The sequence below is a fragment of the Amycolatopsis sp. cg5 genome (genome assembly GCF_041346955.1).
GTDB lineage: Bacteria > Actinomycetota > Actinomycetes > Mycobacteriales > Pseudonocardiaceae > Amycolatopsis.
Window position 1 is genome coordinate 3,164,116 of sequence record NZ_CP166849.1, and the last position, 20,727, is coordinate 3,184,842.

The following is a 20,727-nucleotide window of genomic DNA, read 5'->3' on the forward strand; positions in this document are numbered from 1 at the left end:
GGCCGAAAGTCGCGTGGCAAACGCCGGTCCGGCTGGTTCGATCCGAAAGGTACTGACGTAACAGATCGAAGGTGGGAAAATGCCTGCTCAGGAACGCGTCGGGGTCTGGTTGATCGGCGCACGGGGATCGGTGGCCACCACCGCGGCCGTGGGCCTGCTCGCGCTGCGTGCGCGGGTGGCCGGGCCGACAGGATGTGTCACCGAGCTGCCCGCGTTCGCCGGGGTACCACTGCCCACCTGGGACGACCTGGTGCTCGGCGGGCACGACATAGTGCACACCGCGCTGGAGAAGCGGGCCGAGCAGCTCGTCGACGCCGGGGTGTTCGGTCACGCTGTGCTCACCGCCGTCCGATCCGGACTGTCCGCTGTGGACACCGAGATCCGCGACGGGTACCACCCAGCGGCACACGCGGGTTCGCAGGCGGACGCGGCGGCGCGGCTGTCGGGTGACATCCGCGCCTTCGCCGAGCGGCACGACCTGGCCAGGGTCGTGGTGCTCAACGTGTCGTCCACCGAGGCGCCGTGCCCGCTGCTGCCCGAGCACGAAAACCTCGCGCTGCTGGAACGGGCGCTCGCCGATCCCACCCGGTCCGTGCTCCCGCCCAGCTCGCTTTCGGCGTACGCGGCACTCCGAGCGGGGTGCCCGTACGTCGAGTTCACGCCGTCGGCGGGCGTCACCTTGCCCGCGTTGCGGCAGCTGGCCGAGCGGGAAGGCCTGCCGTACGCCGGATGCGACGGCAAGACCGGGGAGACGTTGCTGCGCACGGTCTTGGCGCCGATGTTCACCGCGCGGGCGCTGAAGGTCCGGTCGTGGTCGGGCACCAACCTGCTCGGCGGCGGCGACGGCGAGACGCTCGCCGACCCGGTGACCGCGGGCAGCAAGCTCGACTCGAAGGCACGCGGGCTGGCCGCGCTGCTCGGCGGTCAGGTCACCGCGCCACTGCACATCGACAACGTGCCCGACCTCGGCGAGACGAAGACGGCCTGGGACAACGTGTCGTTCGAGGGGTTCCTCGGCGCGCGGATGAGCCTGCAGTTCACCTGGACCGGCTACGACTCGGCGCTCGCCGCGCCGCTGATCCTGGATCTCGCGCGACTGGTCGGTGCGGCGCACGCGGCCGGGCAGCGGGGTGCGCTGACCGAGCTGGGCTTCTTCTTCAAGGACCCGCTCGGCAGCGACGAGCACCGCTTCGCCGAGCAGACCCACCGTCTCCTCGACTGGGCGGGGACTTTATGAGGGCCTATGCGGAACTCGTGCGAGCGCCTGCCGCGCTGACCGTGCTCGGTGACACGGTCGCAGGCGCGTCGGCGGCCGGTGTCCCGTTGAGAGGGAAGCGTTTGCTGCTCCCGGTTTCTTCGGTCGCCTTCTACTGGGCGGGCATGGCGTTGAACGACTGGGCCGACCGGAAGCTCGACGCAGTCGAGCGTCCCGAACGGCCGATCCCGTCGGGCCGGGTGAGCGCGGAAGCGGCGCTCGGCACCGGGGTCGGGCTGACCGCGGCGGGGCTGGGGCTCGCCGCGCTCGGCGGCGGGAAGGCCGCCGTGCGGGTGGCGGTTCCGCTGGCCGCCGCGGTGTGGGCGTACGACACGCTGCTCAAGCCGACGGCGGCCGGTCCACTCGGGATGGCGGTCTGCCGGGCACTCGACGTGCTCATGGGCGGCTGTGCGCCACTGGCCGCCGCGGCGGTCGGAGTGCACACACTGGGCGTCACCGCACTGTCCACAGGGGAGGTGCACGGCGCTTCGCCGACTACGGCGCGTGTCGCCATGACGACTAGTTGTGTGGCGACAACGTTGGCAGTGACAGGTCAAGCCCGCGGCCGGTGGCATCGGGCCGCCTCGCTGGCCGCCGGTTCCGGGTACGCGTCGTTCGTCGGGCGCGCGCAGGCGGACGCCCTGCGCGACCCGTCGGCCAAGAAGGTCCGCGAGGCGACCAAGACCGGGATCCACGGCATGGTCCCCTTGCAGGCGGCGGTCGCGGCACGCGGCTCGATGCTCGGCGCGGCTTTGGTTTCGGCCGCTTTGCCGCTGGCCCGCCGGTTGTCGCGGAAGGTGAGCCCGACATGACGTTCACCTTGGGCTACGGCACCAACGGCTTCGGCAACCACACGCTCGACGACGCGCTCGCCGTGATCGCCGAACTCGGCTACGGCGGCGTCGCGCTGACGCTCGACCACAACCACCTCGACCCGTACGACGACGACCTGCCCAAGGAGGTCGACCGGGTCGCCGCTCGCCTGTCCTCGCTCGGCCTGAACCGGGTCGTCATCGAGACCGGGGCGCGGTACCTGCTCGACCCGTGGCGCAAGCACCAGCCGACCCTGCTGTCCGACGATCCCGGCCTCCGCATCGATTTCCTGCGCAGGGCCATGAAAGTCGCGGCGGACCTCGGCGCCGACTGCGTGTCGTTCTGGTCTGGAGTCTCCACTGTGGACGATGACGTCGCGTGGCGGCGGCTGCGAGACGGCGTCGCCGAGGTGCTCGACCACGCGACGGTCCGGCTCGCGATGGAGCCCGAGCCGGGCCATCTCGTCCAGCACCTCGCCGACGTGCTGCGGCTGCGCGAGGAACTCGGCGAACCCGGGCTGCTCGGCGTGACGCTCGACGTCGGACATTGCGTCGCGGTCGAGCCGGTCGACGCCGCCGCCTGCGTCCGGCAGGCCGGTGACCTGCTGTGGAACGTCCAGCTCGACGACATGATGCCGAACGTCCACGAGCACCTCGAATTCGGCACCGGGCAGCTCGACCTGCGCGCGACGCTGGGCGCGCTCGCCGAGAGCGGCTACACCGGGCTGGCCGCGGTCGAACTGCCCCGGCACAGCCACGCCGCGCCCGAGGTCGCCCGGCGGTCGATCGAGGCATTGCGTGCGGCCATGCCGGTGCAGACCTGGCTGGAGAAGGCGGAATCCCGTATCCGCGAGACCCCGTCGGCCATCGCCGGGCTGTTCCCCGCGGTGGGCCGCGAGGTCGGCCGGTCCGCGCTGCGTCCCGACACCGATCCGCACGGACTCGTCGACGGGACCATCGACGACCAGGCCCGATCCCGGTTGCTCGCCGTGCTCGCCGCCCAGCTTGACGCGCCGGCGCTGGCGAGCGAGGTGGGGGAGCTGTACCGCTACGGCGACGACGCCGAGCGGCGCGGTGTCCTTCGTGGACTCAACGAGCTGGTCGCGGCCGGCACGCTCGATCAGCCGGTGGTCGAGGCCGGGCAACAGCTGGTCGCGGACGCCTTGCGCGCCAACGACATCCGGCTGGTCGCCGCCGCGATGGGCGTCTTCGCGGCTCGCCACCTCGACCAGCACGCCTGGCGGCACGGGGTGCTGAAGTGCGTTTTCGTCGGCGTGCCGCTGGCGGCCGTCGCGAGCATCGAGGTCAGGAAGGACGGTGAGCTGCTGCGGATGCTGGCGGACTTCGCCACCGAACGCGGCGCGGCCGGGCGTGACGTGCCCGCCGACGCACTCGAGTTGCTGAAGGAAGGCTGATCGTGCGCATCTTCGATCCCCACATCCACATGACCTCGCGGACGACCGACGACTACGAAGCGATGTACGCGGCCGGTGTCCGCGCGCTCGTCGAACCCGCGTTCTGGCTCGGCCAGCCGCGCACCAGCGTCGGCTCCTTCACCGACTACTTCGACGCGCTCATCGGCTGGGAGCGGTTCCGCGCCGCGCAGTTCGGCATCCGCCACCACTGCACGATCGCGCTGAACCCCAAGGAGGCCAACGATCCCCGTTGCCGTGAGGTGCTCGACGTGCTGCCACGCTACCTCGCCAAGGACGGCGTGGTCGCGGTCGGCGAGGTCGGCTACGACTCGATGACCCCGGAGGAGGACGACGTCTTCGCGCGCCAGCTCGCGATGGCCGTCGAGCACGACCTGCCGGTGCTCGTGCACACCCCGCACCGCGACAAGCTCGAAGGCACCAAGCGCACGCTCGACGTGGTCCGCGAGTCCGGCATCCCGATGGAACGGGTCGTGGTCGATCACCTCAACGAGGTCACCGTCGGACTGGTCAAGGATTCCGGCTGCTGGATGGGGTTCTCGATCTACCCCGACACCAAAATGGACGAACACCGGATGGTCGCCATCCTGCGCGAGCACGGCCTCGGCAAGATGATCGTCAACTCGGCCGCCGACTGGGGCCGGTCCGATCCGCTCAAGACGTTCATGACAGGGCAGGCGATGCTCGACGGCGGCTTCGCGCAGTCCGATGTGGACAAGGTGCTCTGGGACAACCCGGTCGAGTTCTACGGCCAGAGCGGCAGGCTCACCCTCGACCCGCTGCCGGGGTTCACCGGCGAGGCGCAGGAGTTCTCCGGCAACTCGGTGCTGCGAGGTGCGCGTAAGTGATCTCCTACTGCACGAACGTTCACCCGGCCGAGGACGTCGCCGGGATCATGCGCCAGCTCGACGAGTACGCGCTGCCCGTGCGCGAGCGGCTCGGCGACGACCGGCTCGGCGTCGGGCTCTGGCTGTCCGCGCCGGTCGCCCGCGGCCTCGCGGACGACCGGGCCGCACGCCGCAGGTTCCGCGCCGAACTCGACGCGCGCGGGCTGGCCGTGTACACGCTCAACGCGTTCCCGTACGGCGGCTTCCACGACGAGGTGGTCAAGCACGCGGTCTACGTTCCACAGTGGACCGACGAGGCCCGGGTCTCCTACACGATCGACTGCGTGAACGTGCTCGCCGACCTGCTGGCCGACGACGCCGCGTACGGCAGCATCTCGACGCTGCCGCTGGCCTGGCGTGAGCCGTGGAGCGGCTATGACGACCTGCGTGCCGCCGAGTCGTTCGAGCGGGTCGTCCGGGCCGCGCGGGCGACGGGGGAGCGGCCGATCAAGCTCGCCGTCGAACCGGAACCCGGGTGCGTGCTCGACACCGTCGCCGACGCGCTCGGCTGGCTGTCCGGCCGGGTCGATCCCGCATATGTCGGACTGTGCGTGGACACCTGTCACCTCGCGGTGTCCTTCGCGGACCCGGCGCAAACGCTTGCGGCCATCGCGGAGTCCGAAGTGGACATCGTCAAGGTGCAGGCTTCGGCCGCGTTGCACGTCGAAAAACCGTCCGAGGCACGAGAAGCGCTCGCCGCTTTCGCTGAGCCGCGCTATCTGCACCAGGTGCGGGAACTCGGCGACCGCGTGCTCAAGGCCGACGACCTTCCGGAAGCCATGAGCGACCTGCCGGGGGAAGGGCCGTGGCGCGTCCACTTCCACATGCCACTGCACTGGACACCCGAAGCGCCACTGGCCACGACCACCGACGTGCTCCGCACTGTCCTCAACGGACTGCCGGGCGAACCGCACATCGAGGTCGAGACCTACACCTGGAGCGTGCTCCCGGACGCCGGCGACCTGGTCGGTGGGATCGCCGCGGAACTGCGGTGGGCCAGAGAACAGGTGGCAGCATGAAACCGCTGGTCGTCATCGACGTGGTCGGCCTGACCCCGAAGGCCTTGCGTGACATGCCGAAGCTCGCCGCGGTCGCGCGCGACGGCTGGCAGGCCGAGCTCGGCACGATCCTGCCCGCGGTCACCTGCAGCGTGCAGTCGACCTTCCTCACCGGACTGATGCCGGCGCAACACGGCATCGTCGGCAATGGCTGGTTCTTCCGCGAACTCGGCGAGATCTTCCTGTGGCGCCAGCACAACCGGCTCGTCGGCGGCGAGAAACTCTGGGAGACCGCGCGGGCCGCGCACCCCGGATACCAGGCCGCAAACGTTTGCTGGTGGTACGCCATGGGCATGTCGACCGACGTCACGGTCACGCCCCGGCCGATCTACCACGCCGACGGCCGCAAGTCGCCGGACGCCTACGTGCGCCCGCCGGAGTTGCACGACAAGCTCACCGGCGAGCTGGGGGAGTTCCCGCTCTTTCAGTACTGGGGACCGACGGCGTCGCTGAAGTCGAGCCGCTGGGTGATCGGCGCGACCCGGCAGATCCTGCGTGAGCGCAGGCCCGATCTGCTGCTGGCGTATGTCCCGCATCTCGACTACGACCTCCAGCGCTTCGGTCCCGACTCGCCGGAAGCGTCGAAGGCGGCACGCGAACTCGACAAGGCGCTCGCGCCGCTGCTCGACGACGCGCGTAACGCGGGCGCGGCCGTGGTCGTGCTCAGCGAGTACGGGATCACGCCGGTCAGCAGGCCGGTCGACATCAACCGGGCGCTGCGCCAGGACGGCCTGCTGGAGGTCTACACCCAGGCGGGCATGGAATACCTCGACCCGTGGGCGTCGCGCGCGTTCGCCGTCGCCGATCACCAGGTCGCGCACGTCTACGTCCGCGATCCGTCCGATGTGGACAGGGTCAAGGCGCTGATCCGCGAGCTGACCGGCGTCGACGAGGTGCTCGACCGGGAGGCGCAGGCCCGCTACGGGCTCGACCACGAGCGGGCCGGTGAGCTGGTCGCGGTCGCCGAGCCCGATTCGTGGTTCACCTATTACTACTGGCTCGACGACGACCGCGCGCCCGACTTCGCGCGCGGCGTGGAGATCCACCGCAAGCCCGGCTATGACCCGGCCGAGTTGTTCTTCGACCCGGCCGACAAGTTCGCCAAGGCCCGCGCCGGGCTCAACCTGGCGAAGAAGTTCGCCGGGCTGCGGTACGCGATGAACGTGGTGCCGACCGATCCGCGCTGGGTCCGCGGTTCGCACGGACGGCTCCCGGATTCGGCCGACGACGGCCCGATCCTGGTGTGCTCCGAGCCCGGTTTCGAGCCTGCCGGTCGCTTGGGTGCGACCGATGTGCATCCGCTGTTGCTGTCTCTGCAGGGCCTGAAGTAGAGGAGTTCCGATGGGCCGTCCCATCACGTTGTTCACCGGCCAGTGGGCCGATCTGCCGTTCACCGAGGTCTGCAAGCTCGCGTCGGAATGGGGTTACGACGGGCTCGAGATCGCTTGCTCCGGCGACCATTTCGAGGTCGACCGCGCACTGTCCGAACCGGACTACGTGCCGAACCGCCTGCAGTTGCTGGCCGACCACGGCCTCAAGGTGTGGGCGATCTCCAATCACCTGACCGGCCAGGCGGTCTGCGACGATCCGATCGACGAACGGCACCAGGCCATCATCCCCTCGAGGGTGTGGGGTGACGGTGATGCCGAAGGCGTCCGCCAGCGCGCGGCCGCCGACATGGCCGACACCGCACGGGCCGCGGCGCTGCTCGGCGTCGACACGGTCATCGGGTTCACCGGCTCGAAGATCTGGAAGTACGTGGCGATGTTCCCGCCGGTCTCGCAGGCGGTCATCGACGACGGCTACGAGGACTTCGCGCGCCGCTGGAACCCGATCCTGGACGTGTTCGACGAGGTCGGCGTCCGGTTCGCGCACGAGGTGCACCCGTCCGAGATCGCCTACGACTACTGGACGACCAAGCGCACGCTGGAGGCCGTCGGCAACCGGCCCGCGTTCGGCCTCAACTGGGACCCGTCGCACTTCATCTGGCAGGACCTGGACCCGGTCGGGTTCATCCTCGACTTCGCCGACCGCATCTACCACGTCGACTGCAAGGACACCCGCAAGCGCTTCGACGGCCGCAACGGCAGGCTCGGCTCGCACCTGGCGTGGGCGGATCCGCGCCGTGGCTGGGATTTCGTCTCCGTCGGGCACGGCGACGTGCCGTGGGAGGACTGTTTCCGCGCGCTCAACGCGATCGGCTACGCGGGCCCGATCTCGGTGGAATGGGAAGACGCGGGCATGGACCGGCTGCGTGGCGCGGCCGAGGCCGTGACCTATCTGCGCGAGCACTTGTTCGACCGCCCGTCGGCCGCGTTCGACGCGGCTTTCAGCAACCAGAAATGAGGGAAGTCCATGTGCGGTGACGAAGCTCAGGCAGTTTCCCGGCGTTCCATCCTGCGCGGCGCGGCGGCGACGGCCGCTCTCGCGGCGGGCGCGGCACTCGCGCTGCCCGGCTCGGCGACGGCGGCGCCGGAATTCGGCTACCGGCGTATCCCGCTCAGCAAGATCAGCATCCAGCTCTACACCCTGCGCGACGCGTTGCAGGCCGACACGCCCGGCACGCTGTCCGCGCTGGCCGACATCGGCTACCGGCAGGTCGAACTCGCGGGCACCTACGGCCGGTCGGCGCAGGAGTTCCGCGCGCTGCTGGACAAGAACCACATCCGCGCGACCTCCACGCACGTCGGCATCGACGGTGACCTGAACAAGACGATCGCCGACGCCAAAGTACTGGGGAACCGGTACGCCAACGTCCCGTTCGCGCAGTTCTCGACCATCGACCAGTGGAAGGCCTTCGCCGGGCGGCTGGACGCCGCGGCGGTGGCGTTCGCGGCGGCGGGCATCGAACTGGGGTACCACAACCATTCGCACGAGTTCGCGCCGATCGGCGGGGTCCGGCCGTACGACGTGCTGACCGCGAACACCGACCGGCGGTACGTGCACCTGGAGATCGACCTGTTCTGGGCGGTCAACGCCGGCGTCAACCCGATCGAGCTGTACGAGGCGAACTTCTCGCGGGTCATGCAGTACCACGTGAAGGACCGGACGGCGGACGGCCAGATGGTCGACCCCGGCGCGGGCGTCATCAACTTCCCGCGCATTTTCGCCGCCACCTACTGGAATCTGCGTGAGTACATCGTGGAACACGACAACCCGGTGAACTCGCTGACCACCGCCAAGGCCGGCTTCGACTACCTCCGCGACCTGCGCTACTGACGGGAATATCCACAATGGACATAAGCAGAGGACTCTCCCGCCGGTCGGTACTGGCCGGCGCCACCGCCGGGGTGCTCGCCCCGGTCGTGGTCGGCGCCAGTTCCGCGCCGCCGTCGGCGACCGCGGCGGGCTTGACCCGCCGCATCACCATCTACGCCGAGCAGTTGCCCGGCGGGCTTTACGGCTACGGCCTCGAACCGGGCCAGGCCACGGTTCCGGGGCCACTGCTGGAGATCTACGAGGGCGACACACTGGAGATCGAGCTGGTCAACAACACCGACCAGCGCCTGTCGATCCACCCGCACGGCGTCAACTACGAGACCTCGTCGGACGGCGCGCCGCTCAACGCGTCGTTCAACAAGCCGCGCGAGACCCGCACGTACATCTGGCGCACGCGCACGCAGTACCAGACCAACGGCGGCTTCTGGATGCCCGGAAGCGCGGGGTATTGGCACTACCACGACCACGCGTTGGGCACCGACCACGGCACCGGTGGCCTGGCCAAGGGCCTCTACGGCGGCCTGATCGTACGCAAGCGCGGTGACCTGCTGCCGTTGCGGCAGTACACCGTGGTGTTCAACGAGATGATGATCAACCACAAGATGGCCCCGGACACCCCGATCTTCGAGGCCAGGCTCGGCGAGCGCGTCGAGTGGATCTGCATCGGGCACGGAAATCTGCCGCACACCTTCCACCTGCACGCGCACCGCTGGGCCGACACCCGCACCGGCATGCTCGCCAGCGCCACCGACAACGCGCAGGTGATCGACAACAAGAACCTCGACCCCGGCAGCTCGTTCGGCTTCCAGGTGATCGCGGGCGACGGTGTCGGCCCCGGCGTGTGGATGTACCACTGCCACGTCCAGCAGCACTCCGACGGCGGCATGTCGGGGATCTTCCTGGTGCGCAACCCCGACGGCAGCCTCCCGGCGGGCGCGCAGGACGCGCTCGACCGGTTCAAGGGGCACGTCCACACCCCGTCGACCACCGACGACCACTCAGTCCATTCCATGCACACCACCCACTGACCACCGACACCCCGGGATAAAGCGGGCTTTACTCCCGGGGATAAAGCCCGCTAAACCCCGTGGGATAAAGCCCGCTAAACCCCGTGGGATAAAGCCCGCTAAACCCCGTGGGATAAAGCCCGCTAAACCCCGTGGGATAAAGCCTGCTAAACCCCGCGGGATAAAGCCTGCTAAACCCCGCGGGATAAAGCGGGCTTAACTCCGCGGAGTAAAGCCCGCTTTATCCCGGATGGGGCGGGCACCCAGACCACCAATGAAGGAGTGAGGATGGGGCGACAAGTATCCAGACGCTGGTTGAGGCGGCGATCGATAGCCGCACTCGCGGTCGGCGCCGTCGTCACGGCTGGCGCGCCGCTGACGATCACGCCGGTCGCGCAGGCGGCACCCGCCGCGAACGTGCCGGTCAACGTGCTGGTGTTCGCCGGCGCGGCGGCCGATCAGAAGGACCCGGTCGTCCGCGCGGCCGACGCGATCGCGAGCCTGGGGCAGGCCAACGGGATCACCGTCACGTCCTCTTCGGACCCAGGCGTGTTCACCCCGGGCAACCTGGCGAAGTTCCGCGGTGTCGTTTTCCTTTCGGCACAAGGTGTCACGCTCAGCCGTGACCAGGAAACCGCGCTGCAGGGCTACATGAAGGCGGGTGGCGGCTTCCTCGGCCTGTCCGACGCGGCCCGCGCGCAGGACGGCTCGCAGTGGTTCACCGGCCTGATCGGCGCCCGCCCGGTCGGCGCGCGGCCCACCCCCGAGGCCGTCGCGTCGGTCACCGCGAGCGCGGAGAATCCGCCGAACGAGACCAAGGAAAAGCTCGCCGACAACAACGAGAACACCAAGTGGCTGGCCTTCCAGAGCACCGGCTGGGCCGCGTACAAGATGGCCGCGCCGGTCGCGGTGAGCAGCTACGCGCTCGTCTCCGCGAACGACGCTCCCGGCCGCGACCCGAAGAACTGGACGCTGCAGGGTTCGAACGACGGCAGCGCTTGGACCGACCTCGACACCCGCACCAACGAGGTGTTCGGCGAGCGGTTCCAGACCAGGACGTTCACCTTCACCAACACCACGGTGTACTCGAACTACCGCCTGAACATCACCGCCAACTCGGGCGAGAACATCGTCCAGCTCGCGGACCTCAAGCTGTTCAAGGACAACTCGACCACCCCGCCGCCGCCCGAGCCCGCGCCGCAGGCGGCCGTGGTCGACGTGCTCGACGGCGCGCACCCGGCCACCGCGGGCCTGCCGAAGAACTGGACCCGCACCGACCGCTGGCTGAACTGGGAGACCAACCCGGTCGGCACCGTGCACACGGTCGCGCAGGTCGAGGAGAAGACCTACACCCCCGGCACCGGCGCGAACGGTCCGTTCCACCCGGTTTCGTGGTGCCGTGACTACGACGGCGGCCGGTCCTTCTACAGCAGCATGGGCCGCACCGAAGCCAGCTACGGCGACACCCAGTTCCGCAACCACGTGCTCGGCGCGCTGCGCTGGACCACGGGCATGGTCCGCGGCGACTGCAAGGCGGGCATCGCGTCGAACTACAAGGTCGAGCGCCTGACCGCGAAGAACCAGCCTGGCCAGATGGACCAGATCGGCGAGCCGCACGGGCTCACGATCGCGCCCAACGGCCGGGTGTTCTACATCGGCCGCGCGGCCTGCCCGACCGGTCCGATCGTCAGCTGGGACGACCCGAACGTCGGCCTCGGCTGCGGCACGATCCACCAGTGGGACCCGGTCACGAAGCAGCCCAAACTGCTGACCACGTTGAAGGTCATGGGTAACCGTGGCTCCGGAGACGAGCTGGTCAAGAACGAAGAGGGCCTGCTCGGTCTCGTGCTGGACCCGAAGTTCAGCGAGAACGGCTGGATGTACGCCTACTGGATGCCGCACGAGTCGATCGACCGTGACAAGCGCGTCGGCAAGCGGACGATCTCGCGGTTCACCTACGACCTGACGAAGCAGACGCTGGACCAGGCGACCCGCAAGGACCTGATGTCGTGGGACGTCCAGATCCACAGCTGCTGCCACGCCGGTGGTGGCATGGCGTTCGACAAGGACGGCAATCTCTACGTCGGTTCCGGTGACAACAACTCGTCGCAGGGCTCGAACGGCTACTCGGGCAACAACTGGACGTTGGAGTACAAGGGACTGTCCTTCCAGGACGCTCGCCGCACGGCCGGTAACACCAACGACTACGGCGGCAAGATCCTCCGCATCCACCCGGAGGCGAACGGCACGTACACGATCCCGCCGGGAAACCTGTTCCCCGTGGGCACTTCACCGGCCGACAAGACCAAGCCGGAGATCTACGTGATGGGCGTGCGCAACATCTCGCGCCTGCAGATCGACCCGGTGACGAACTGGCTCACCGCCGCGTGGGTCGGGCCGGACGCGCCGTCACCGAGCCCGGAGCTCGGCCCGGCGAAGTACGAGACGGCCACGATCATCACCGAAGCCGGAAACCACGGCTGGCCGTACTGCATGGGTAACCGGCAGCCGTACCGCGACCGCAGCTCCAGCAACGCGGCGGAGCTGACCGGCTGGTACGACTGCAACAACCCGGTCAACACGTCCCCGCGCAACACCGGCCTGGTGAACCTGCCGCCGGTGAAGGACAACATGATCTGGTACTCGCCGGACGGCGGCGGGCCGGTGTTCCCCAACCGTCCCAACAGTTCCATCCCGACGTACAACGCGGCGGACGCCACGTACACCGAGCCGTACCTGCGTGGCGGCAGCCAGGCGGTCATGTCCGGCCCGACGTACCACCGCAACCTGGTGAACACCAACAGCGGCGTCGCCTGGCCGTCCTATTGGGACAACAAGTGGCTCATCGGTGACCAGAGCAACTCGCAGAATCGCATCGCGGTGACCGTCGACCCGAACGGCGTGCCCACGCACCAGCCGCCGGTGTTCGCCGAGACACTGCGGCAGATCCTGCCCGGCGGCGGCGGTGACACGAAGCTGCAGAGCTGGATGGACGCCAAGTTCGGGCCGGACGGCGCGCTGTACGTGCTCGACTACGGCAGCGGTTTCTTCACCCTGCAGGAGAATCAGAAACTGCTGAAGATCAGCTACATCGGCGGCGCGGCGACCCCGGCCACCACTGCGTCGTCGACGATGGTGCAGAACAAGCCGCTGATGGCGTCGTTCACCGGCTCGAAGTCCGGTGGCGTCTCGTACCGGTGGGAGTTCGGCGACGGCTCGGTGTCCACTCAGGCCGATCCGAAGCACACCTACCCGCGCACCGGGATCTACACCGCGAAGCTGACCGTGACCTACGCGGACGGCGAAGCGGTGACGACGCGGAGTTCGATCAACGTCGGCTGCCTGACAGCGGATCCGGGTGTCACGGTGACCTTCGGGGACACCGACACGACGGTGGGCAACCATCTCGCGGGTGGCGGCTGCCGGGTCGACGACCTGATCGACGACGAGAGCACGTGGTCTTCGCACGCCGGGTTCGTCAATCACGTCGAGCAGGTCACGGAGTCCCTTGTGGACCTCGGCGTGATCAACGCGGCGGAGTCCGACAAGCTCAACGCGGCGGCCGCGGCCTCACCGATCGGCAAGGCCGGAACCACCGGCTACGACGCGATCTTCGACGGCACGGCAGAGTCGTTCCGCAACTGGGCGCAGGCACCGTCGGGTCAGTTCGCCATTCAGCCGGACGGGTCACTGCGGCCATCCGGCGGGCTGGGCATGCTCTGGTACGCCAAGCAGCAGTACGGCGACTTCTCGGTGAAACTCCAGTTCAAGGACATCGCGCCGGGTGACGGCCGCGCCAACAGCGGCGTGTTCACCCGGTTCCCCGACCCGAGGACCCCGCTGGCGCAGCGCCCGCCGGGCAGCTGCGGGACGGTCGGCTCGGCACGCACCTCGGAGGCGTGGGTGGCGATCTACTGTGGACACGAGATCCAGATCTACGACGGTGAGACCGGCGAGCCGCAGAAGACGGGGTCGATCTACAACTTCGACCCGCAACCGCTTTCCGCGGCGGGCGCCAGGCCGAAGGGCACCTGGAACGACTACGAGGTCAAGGTCGTCGGGCAGCACTACACGATCATCCGCAACGGCGCGGTGATCAACGAGTTCGACAACACACCCGGCAAGCAGTCCTCGCGTGCCGGTGACCCGCCGACGGATCTGCGGCAGTTCCTGACCGGCTACATCGGTCTGCAGAACCACGGTGACAACGATCTGGTCGAGTTCCGCAACATACGCGTGCGACAGCTGTAGTGCGAACCGGCCGGGCGTGTGCGCACGCCCGGCCGGTCTTTCTTCTTGAGGAAGGTTTTCCCCGCGATGGTAAGAAAAGCTTTCGCCGCGCTGGGCGCGGTGCTGATCACGTTAGGGCTGCTGGCGACGCCGGCGTCGGCCAGGCTGTTGCCGATCGCCCCGGCACAGACGCTCACCTGGACCGCGAACAACAGCGTCACCGCGTACGCGTCCGCGCCGTCGACGGCCGAAGCGGGTGAGACCACGATCGTCTTCGAGAACAGCGAGGCGACCGGCAACACCTCCGGGATGTCGCACACGCTGACCTTCGACACCTCGACCGAGGGCTACAACCACAACGTCACGACGAACATCGTCGCGAACCCGTTCGACCCGACGAACGGCCGCCACGAGGTCACCGTGACCCTGCTTCCCGGAAAGTACCGGTACTTCTGCGCTTTCCCCGGTCACGAGACGATGACCGGTGTGCTGATCGTCACCGACGGCGGCAGCCCCGACACCACCCCGCCGACGGTCAACGCCTCGGTCACCGGCCAGAAGGACCCGCAGGGCAACTACCTCAAGTCGGCCACCGTCGCGCTGACCGCGACGGATGCTCAGTCCGGTGTGGACAAGGTCGAGTACAAGCTGGACAGTGGCGCGTGGACGGCGTACACCGCGCCGGTCGCGGTCTCGACGCTCGGCGCCCACATGGTCCACTACCGCGCCACGGACAAGGCGGGCAACGCCTCCCCGGAAGGCATGTCGTCGTTCACGATCGTCGACGGCCCAGCAGAGGACAAGACCCCGCCGACGGTGACCGCCGCGCTGACAGGGCAGCGGGACCCACAGGGAAATTACCTCGACGTCGCAACGGTTTCGCTGACCGCCACGGACTCGGAGTCCGGTGTGGCGTCCGTCGAATACCAGCTCGACGGCGGCGCTTGGACCGCGTACACGGCCGCGGTCGCGGTGAACACCGCGGGCATGCACATGTTCCACTACCGCGCGACCGACAAGGCGGGCAACGTCTCGCCGGAGGGCATGTCCCACTTCACGGTCGTGAAGAGCGACACGACCGCGCCCGTCGCTTCGGCGACGGTCGACGGCACGAAGGACGGCGACGGCAACTACATCGGCAAGGCCACGGTCACGGTGGCCGCCACCGACGCGGGCTCCGGCGTCGGCGCCATCGAGTACAAAGTGGACGGCGGCGCATGGACCGCTTACGCCGCACCGTTCCCGGTGAGCACGGCGGGCGCGCACACGGTCACCTACCGCGCGACCGACAAGGCGGGCAACGTCTCGCCGGAGGGCACGGTCACCTTCACCGTGGTCGCGGGCAGCGACACCACCGCGCCTACCGTGTCGGCCGCGCTGATCGGCGACCAGGATGCCAACTGGTCCTATGTGGGCAAGGCGACTTTGACTTTGTCGGCCGCCGACTCGGGTTCCGGCGTCGCGTCGATCGAGTACAAGTTGGACAGTGGTTTGTGGACTGTCTACACGGCGCCTGTGGTGGTTTCGACGCTGGGCTCGCACGTGGTGAAGTACCGCGCGACCGATGTCGCGGGCAATGTCGCGGCCGAGCAGTCGGGCGCGTTCAAGGTGGTCCAGATCGGGCCGAGGCCGGACGCCTGCCCCGACTCGGACGTCCGCGACACGGTCATCATCGGCGACATCGACAGCCAGGTCGAGAACATCGACACCGGCAACGGCTGCACGATCAACGACATCATCGACGAGAACGCCGAATACGCGTCGCACGACAGCTTCGTCCGGCACGTCAAGGCGGTCACGGCCGAGCTGGTCGACAACGGCGTCCTCGCCTCCAGCGACCGCGGCCGCATCGTCATGGCCGCGCTCGAGTCCAGCGTCGGCGGCCCCCCGTCCTCACTCCCGGACTCGGCCCGCCGCAACCTCGCCTAAAAGCTCGTGCGCGTTGCGGGCGGTACTAACCGCCCGCAACGCGCACGAGCCCTTGGCGGTGGGCGGGTCATAACGCGCGGCACCCCGTCGTCACGTTAGGCGACAGGCGACGTTCGGAGGGTGTCGGTAGTGGGCGAATCGGTCATAAGATCACAGAGGCGCCCAATGATGTCGACACCGCTCAGCACGTACGGACCCGAGGAGTAGAACGTGCTTCGACGTACTTTCGCCGGTGTTCTGGCCGGCGCCGCCTTGGCGCTGCCGCTGGTCGCGGTCTCCGCGACCCCCGCCGCCGCGGCACCCGAGATCCTGGCGACCACGCTCACCTACGACGACAGCCAGGCCGGGGAGTTCAAGACCCAGGTCGCGGCGGGCGTCAACGTCTGGAACACCACCGTCACCAACGTCCGCATCGTCAAGGCCACCCCAGGCCAGCGCGTGAACATCCGGGTCGTCGCGACCGACGGCTGGCCGCAGGCCAACCTCGGCCCGGTGCGCCCCACCGGCACGGCGACCGTCTGGATGGGCCGGGAGGCCGTCAACCAGGGCTACAACGTGGTTCGCATCGCGGCCCACGAGATCGGCCACACCCTCGGCCTGCCCGACATCAAGCCTGGCCCCTGCTCGTCGCTGATGTCCGGCTCCACCGGCGGCGTCAGCTGCCAGAACACCAAGCCCAACGCGACCGAAGCCGCCCGCGTCCAGCGCAACTACCAGGGCACCGCCGCCGTCTCGACGAACGCGGTCCTCACGGACGCCGCCTGATCCCGTTCGCGCTCATCGCGTGCCCCTGCGCGATGAGCGCGACCAGGGTGGTCCCGCGCTCGAACCGCCCGCTGTCCAGTAGCGCGTAAAGCCCGTACATCATCTTGGCCTCGTAAACCCAGTCAAGCGCGACAGGCTCGAAGCCCCGGATGAACTCGTCCAGCTCGGGCTTTCGCTTGGCGTACCCGCCGAAATGGAAATCGAGTTCGATCGACCAGTTTCCGGTGCTTTCACCGAACGCCGCTTCCTGAAGCCCTTTTACGTCGTCGTAAAGGAACTCGGCCCCTTTGAGCACGGCGAAACCCAGCGCTCGCTGGTGCTCGGCGAGCCCGTTCGCCACCCCGGCCAGTGTGCTGCCGGTCCCGCAGGCGCAACACAGCACATCGAACGCGACGTCGATCTCGCTGACGATTTCCCGGCAGCCTCGAACTCCCGCCGCGTTGGCCCCGCCCTCGGGGATCACGTAGGCGTCGCCGAACTCGAGCGTGTCCTTCCGGCGGTAGGTCTCGCGGTCGACGTACTTGAGGCGCATGCCGTTGCGCTCGGCGTAGGCCAGCGACTCGTTGAGCGGCTCGTGCTTCTCGCCCCGGATGACCCCGACCGTCTCGAACCCGAAGTGCCGCCCGGCCGCGGCCACCGCCCGGATGTGGTTCGAATACGCGCCGCCGAACGTCACCAGCGTCGACGCACCTCGTTCCCGCGCCGCGGCGACGTTGTACTTGAGCTTGCGCCACTTGTTGCCCGGGAACTCCGGGTGGATCAGGTCATCCCGCTTCAGCCAGACCCGGACCCCATGCCTGGCCACCCGCTCGTCCTCAAGCTCGACCAGCGGCGACGGCAGCCTCAGCCCGGCCAAATCCTCCACCCGCCCACCGTATTGGGTCGTGAGTGGTATGACCGGTTAGAACCCAATGCCACGTAGCTTGAGTTGATCAGGCTGCGCGGGTGAGTCCGCGTAGCCTGATCGTGGGTGGGCTGGGGTGGCGGGTGCTGGCTGGTTCGGTGCGTTTCTTGGCGCGGTATGCGTTGTGGCGTAACCGTTTGACCGCGCGTGGGCATGTTCGGTGTCGGCGGGGCGGGAGGGGTTTGCCGGTGATGTCGGCCAGGATCGTGGGTAGTGCGTCAGTCCAGTCCGGAGGGGGAAAAACCCGCCGTGCCGGTGGCGGAACGACGGGCGATACGCAGGACACGGCTGTAGCTGATCCGGTCGGGGTCGAGATCTGCGGCCTCGGCCGCGCGGGCGATCAGGACACTCAGGGCGTAATGGACGGTCAGCCACGCCCAGATCTCCTGATGCACCAGCTCCGGAAGCCTCGATCGCAGGATCTTGCCCGGCCCTCGAAGATGGGTTTTGAGCTGGTCATTGGCGGTTTCCTCCTCCCAGCGCTGGTGATAAGCCGCGGCGAGTTCCTCGGCGGCCGCGTCGTCGGAGTCGGTGATGTTCGTGAGCAGCACGATCAGCTCACCGGTGCCGTTGCCCACGCGGTCGGGGATGTCGTATTCCACGACCCGGACCAGGTGTGCCTCCTCGGGGTGGATCTGGTCCCCGGCCATCGCAGCGTCGAGAATCTGACGACGACGGCCCGCTCCGCGGACCTTCGGGTTGATCAGAACCGTGAGATAAGACCCGTCGGACAGAACCCGCACCACCGGCAACGCCAGGTTCGCCGGTGCCCGCCACAACAACGCCGCACCCGTGCGTGAGGCGCTGTCCCACGCGTCCCAGCTATAGAAATTCCGGTCCGCGGTCAGCAGCTCATCAGCAAGCAGACGCGGATAGAGCTCCTGCGCCAAGGTTTGCTCCCCGTCGCATAGGCGCCGACGCGAGCGGCGAGGAACGCGTGCGTGCCGCATTCGGCCAGCGCCACCACCCGCGCTTTCGGAAAGGCCGAGCGGTGCTTGCCCGATCCGGCATACCCGAACTCCTCCACATTGCCCGCGGTGTCGGGCAGGTCGACCTCGAACCCGTCGATCGCCAGCAACCGCCACCCCCGCAACCACGCGCCACGCGTGTCCGAGGTCGCCACCGCCTGCGCGACACCCTCGAACACCTGCTCCATCACCACCGGCCCCAACCGTTTACGAGCCTGAGTGATCCCACTGGCCGTCGGCACCGACCAGGACGCATCCCAGCACCCGAACCGCGACAACGACCCGGTCACCTTCGTCGCGACCTCCTCATAATCATCGTCGGGGAACAAGCACATCGCCATCGTCAGCACCGCCACCACACGCGGCGGCAGCTTCCCATCCGACCGCTTCGCCCCCACCCCGCACGCCGCGATCGCGGCGTCGATCACATCCCGATCCACCGCCGCCACCAGCACACCCAGCGACACCTGATCCGGGCTAACCGTCACACCTGAACTCATAACCGACGATCAGACCAGCCCGCCCCAGACAACCCACACCGCCACGCCGCAAACCCACCACCACAAACAAGATCAACTTAAGCTACGTGGCATTGGGTTAGAACCGGCCGTACCACTCACGACCACCTCAATGGGCGGGCGGGGGAGAAGGGGCGGGCGGGCTGAACGCCGTCAGGAACCGGTCCCGGAAAGCGTTCATCGGCCAGACCGGAGCCCCGGCAGCAGGCTTGAGGCCGTCCGTCCAGCCCCACCCCGAGATCCGGTCCAGGACCGACGGATCGCGCGCGACGATCGTGATCGGCACGTCGCGGCCCGCGTTCTCGCCGGTGACCATCGCGTTGGGCTGGTGGTCGCCCAGGAACACCAGCACCAGGTTGTCGTCGCCGTAAGTCTGCACGTACGAGATCAGCGACCCGAGCGAGTACTCGATCGACTTCCGGTAGTCCGCCCGCACCACCGCCGGGTCACGTGAATAAATCGCGTCGTGCGGGTCGTCGCCGGTGGTCATCGGGGCGTAGACCGAGCCGTCGCCGACCTGGTCCCAGCCGATCTGGTGGGGCAGGGGAGTCCACGGCAAATGGCTCGACACCAACGGGATGGTCGCCATCAGGGGTGCGTGCGGGGCAGCGCGCTCGGTGCGCTGGAAAGCCGAGAGCGTGTACTGGTCGGGCATCGTGGCGTAACTGAAACGCGGCCCGCGATAACCGAGGTCGTCCGCCGGGTAAATCCGGTCGTAGCCGAAGAACTGGCCCTCCGGCCACGCTCGCGTGATGCCGGGCATGACCCCGACCGACCGCCAGTCCGCGCGCCGGAAAGCCTTGTTCAGCGTCAGCCGGTCGCTGGCCACCAAGGTCTGGTACCGCTGCTGGTTGTCGACCTTCAGCCCGGACAGGAACGTCGCCTGTGCCATCCAGCTGCCGCCGCCCGACACCGGGGACGTCAGGAAAGCGCTCCGCGACGAGCAGCCCAAGGAGCGCAGCGTAGCAGTCCCCTTGTCAAGCACTTGGCCGACTTGCCAAGCCATCTCGGGATGTTCCAAAGCCACCCGGCCGTAGCTTTCGACGAACGAGACGATCACGTCCTTGCCGCGCAAGGCCGTCAAAAGATCACGGGAGGGCGTGTCGCGGAAGGCGTCGACGGCGGCCTCGGCCGCGAACTCCGAGCGGTCGCGCAGGCCCGCGTTGACCTGCCGGGCGTGGGCGCCGACCAGGTTTGCCGCGCTCGTGGACGTGATCGGCACGCCGGGCACCGCGAGCGTGAACGACACGACGGCCAGCACCGCGACCGAGCGCAGCGCCGCCGGACGATGCCGGACGACCGCGCCGGTCAGCCGCACCACCGACCACGTCAACGCCACCACCAACGAGACGGCCAGCACCAGCGCCAACACCACCAGGCCGATCGAGGCCGCTCGGCCGGAGGTCACGTCGACGTACTCGACGCCGGGGCCGAAGAGGGGCCAGTCCAGCACCAGGTCGAACGGGCGGAACAGGACCGCGTCGAAGCCGATGTCCAGGATCTTCACGACCGCCAGCAGGCCGAGCGCGATACCGCCCGCGATCGCGGCGACACGCCGGGCGCGCTCGGGGAGCACCAGCAGGACCACCACGCCGATCAGGCCTTCGATCGGGACGCGCAGGAATGCGGACGGCGTCAGCTGGTCGAGCCGGGTCGGCGCGGTGAGCACGGCGAGCACCAGCAGGCCCGCGAGCACGGTGAACACGCGCGCCACCCGATGATCCTTAAGAAACGCCAATGCT

General features: G+C 68.6%; 14 protein-coding genes and 1 pseudogene. 12 read left to right on the forward strand and 3 right to left on the reverse strand.

Features of this window, described 5'->3' with window-relative positions:
- Positions 1 to 79 precede the first annotated feature (79 nt).
- The 12 genes from AB5J62_RS14475 to AB5J62_RS14530 all read left to right on the forward strand — a co-directional run bounded on the left by AB5J62_RS14475 (position 80) and on the right by AB5J62_RS14530 (position 16,595).
- Positions 80 to 1,237 (forward strand): inositol-3-phosphate synthase, encoded by a 1,158-nt coding sequence (locus AB5J62_RS14475; RefSeq protein WP_370948717.1) that lies wholly within the window; start codon positions 80 to 82, stop codon positions 1,235 to 1,237.
- Complete coding sequence (locus tag AB5J62_RS14480) at positions 1,234 to 2,067, forward strand: SCO3242 family prenyltransferase (RefSeq protein ID WP_370948718.1); 834 nt, start codon at positions 1,234 to 1,236, stop codon at positions 2,065 to 2,067. Before AB5J62_RS14475 ends, AB5J62_RS14480 begins: the two co-directional genes overlap by 4 nt.
- Positions 2,064 to 3,482 carry an EboA domain-containing protein gene (locus AB5J62_RS14485; protein WP_370948719.1) on the forward strand — a complete coding sequence of 473 codons (1,419 nt, stop codon included), beginning with the start codon at positions 2,064 to 2,066 and terminating at the stop codon, positions 3,480 to 3,482. Before AB5J62_RS14480 ends, AB5J62_RS14485 begins: the two co-directional genes overlap by 4 nt.
- A gap of 2 nt (positions 3,483 to 3,484) precedes the next feature.
- A complete protein-coding gene (locus tag AB5J62_RS14490; RefSeq protein ID WP_370948720.1) occupies positions 3,485 to 4,348 on the forward strand; it encodes a TatD family hydrolase in 864 nt (287 codons plus the stop codon).
- A complete protein-coding gene (gene eboE / locus AB5J62_RS14495; protein WP_370948721.1) occupies positions 4,345 to 5,406 on the forward strand; it encodes a metabolite traffic protein EboE in 1,062 nt (353 codons plus the stop codon). The genes AB5J62_RS14490 and eboE overlap by 4 nt, the downstream gene beginning before the upstream one ends.
- Positions 5,403 to 6,776 carry an alkaline phosphatase family protein gene (locus AB5J62_RS14500; protein WP_370948722.1) on the forward strand — a complete coding sequence of 458 codons (1,374 nt, stop codon included), beginning with the start codon at positions 5,403 to 5,405 and terminating at the stop codon, positions 6,774 to 6,776. The genes eboE and AB5J62_RS14500 overlap by 4 nt, the downstream gene beginning before the upstream one ends.
- 10 nt (positions 6,777 to 6,786) lie before the next feature.
- On the forward strand, positions 6,787 to 7,791 hold the full coding sequence (locus AB5J62_RS14505) for a sugar phosphate isomerase/epimerase family protein (protein ID WP_370948723.1): 1,005 nt from the start codon (positions 6,787 to 6,789) through the stop codon (positions 7,789 to 7,791).
- Positions 7,792 to 7,800: 9 nt separating this feature from the next.
- Positions 7,801 to 8,664 carry a sugar phosphate isomerase/epimerase family protein gene (locus AB5J62_RS14510; protein ID WP_370948724.1) on the forward strand — a complete coding sequence of 288 codons (864 nt, stop codon included), beginning with the start codon at positions 7,801 to 7,803 and terminating at the stop codon, positions 8,662 to 8,664.
- Between the two features lie 14 nt (positions 8,665 to 8,678).
- Positions 8,679 to 9,692 carry a multicopper oxidase domain-containing protein gene (locus AB5J62_RS14515; RefSeq protein ID WP_370948725.1) on the forward strand — a complete coding sequence of 338 codons (1,014 nt, stop codon included), beginning with the start codon at positions 8,679 to 8,681 and terminating at the stop codon, positions 9,690 to 9,692.
- A 267-nt stretch (positions 9,693 to 9,959) separates the two neighbouring features.
- On the forward strand, positions 9,960 to 13,922 hold the full coding sequence (locus tag AB5J62_RS14520) for a ThuA domain-containing protein (protein ID WP_370948726.1): 3,963 nt from the start codon (positions 9,960 to 9,962) through the stop codon (positions 13,920 to 13,922).
- A gap of 66 nt (positions 13,923 to 13,988) precedes the next feature.
- Positions 13,989 to 15,830 (forward strand): OmpL47-type beta-barrel domain-containing protein, encoded by a 1,842-nt coding sequence (locus AB5J62_RS14525; RefSeq protein ID WP_370948727.1) that lies wholly within the window; start codon positions 13,989 to 13,991, stop codon positions 15,828 to 15,830.
- Positions 15,831 to 16,040: 210 nt separating this feature from the next.
- Entirely contained in the window at positions 16,041 to 16,595 is a 555-nt protein-coding gene (locus AB5J62_RS14530; protein WP_370948728.1) for a snapalysin family zinc-dependent metalloprotease, read from the forward strand.
- Here AB5J62_RS14530 and AB5J62_RS14535 read toward each other — a convergent pair.
- The 3 genes and pseudogenes from AB5J62_RS14535 to AB5J62_RS14545 form a co-directional block, all read right to left on the reverse strand.
- Positions 16,579 to 17,460, reverse strand: a complete 882-nt coding sequence (locus AB5J62_RS14535) for a 1-aminocyclopropane-1-carboxylate deaminase/D-cysteine desulfhydrase (protein ID WP_370948729.1) — start codon at positions 17,458 to 17,460, stop codon at positions 16,579 to 16,581. The genes AB5J62_RS14530 and AB5J62_RS14535 overlap by 17 nt on opposite strands.
- 257 nt (positions 17,461 to 17,717) lie before the next feature.
- Positions 17,718 to 18,967 (reverse strand): annotated as a pseudogene (locus AB5J62_RS14540) (IS4 family transposase).
- Positions 18,968 to 19,094: 127 nt separating this feature from the next.
- Positions 19,095 to 20,699, reverse strand: a complete 1,605-nt coding sequence (locus tag AB5J62_RS14545; protein WP_370948730.1) for a sulfatase — start codon at positions 20,697 to 20,699, stop codon at positions 19,095 to 19,097.
- Between the last annotated feature and the right edge of the window lie 28 nt (positions 20,700 to 20,727).

Excerpts from the sequence above, each read along its gene's own strand:
- AB5J62_RS14475 (WP_370948717.1), top strand. The coding sequence starts at position 80 with ATGCCTGCTCAGGAACGCGTCGGGGTCTGGTTGATCGGCGCACGGGGA.
- AB5J62_RS14480 (WP_370948718.1), top strand. The coding sequence starts at position 1,234 with ATGAGGGCCTATGCGGAACTCGTGCGAGCGCCTGCCGCGCTGACCGTG.
- AB5J62_RS14485 (WP_370948719.1), top strand. The coding sequence starts at position 2,064 with ATGACGTTCACCTTGGGCTACGGCACCAACGGCTTCGGCAACCACACG.
- AB5J62_RS14500 (WP_370948722.1), top strand. The coding sequence starts at position 5,403 with ATGAAACCGCTGGTCGTCATCGACGTGGTCGGCCTGACCCCGAAGGCC.
- AB5J62_RS14505 (WP_370948723.1), top strand. The coding sequence starts at position 6,787 with ATGGGCCGTCCCATCACGTTGTTCACCGGCCAGTGGGCCGATCTGCCG.
- AB5J62_RS14510 (WP_370948724.1), top strand. The coding sequence starts at position 7,801 with ATGTGCGGTGACGAAGCTCAGGCAGTTTCCCGGCGTTCCATCCTGCGC.
- AB5J62_RS14515 (WP_370948725.1), top strand. The coding sequence starts at position 8,679 with ATGGACATAAGCAGAGGACTCTCCCGCCGGTCGGTACTGGCCGGCGCC.
- AB5J62_RS14520 (WP_370948726.1), top strand. The coding sequence starts at position 9,960 with ATGGGGCGACAAGTATCCAGACGCTGGTTGAGGCGGCGATCGATAGCC.
- AB5J62_RS14525 (WP_370948727.1), top strand. The coding sequence starts at position 13,989 with ATGGTAAGAAAAGCTTTCGCCGCGCTGGGCGCGGTGCTGATCACGTTA.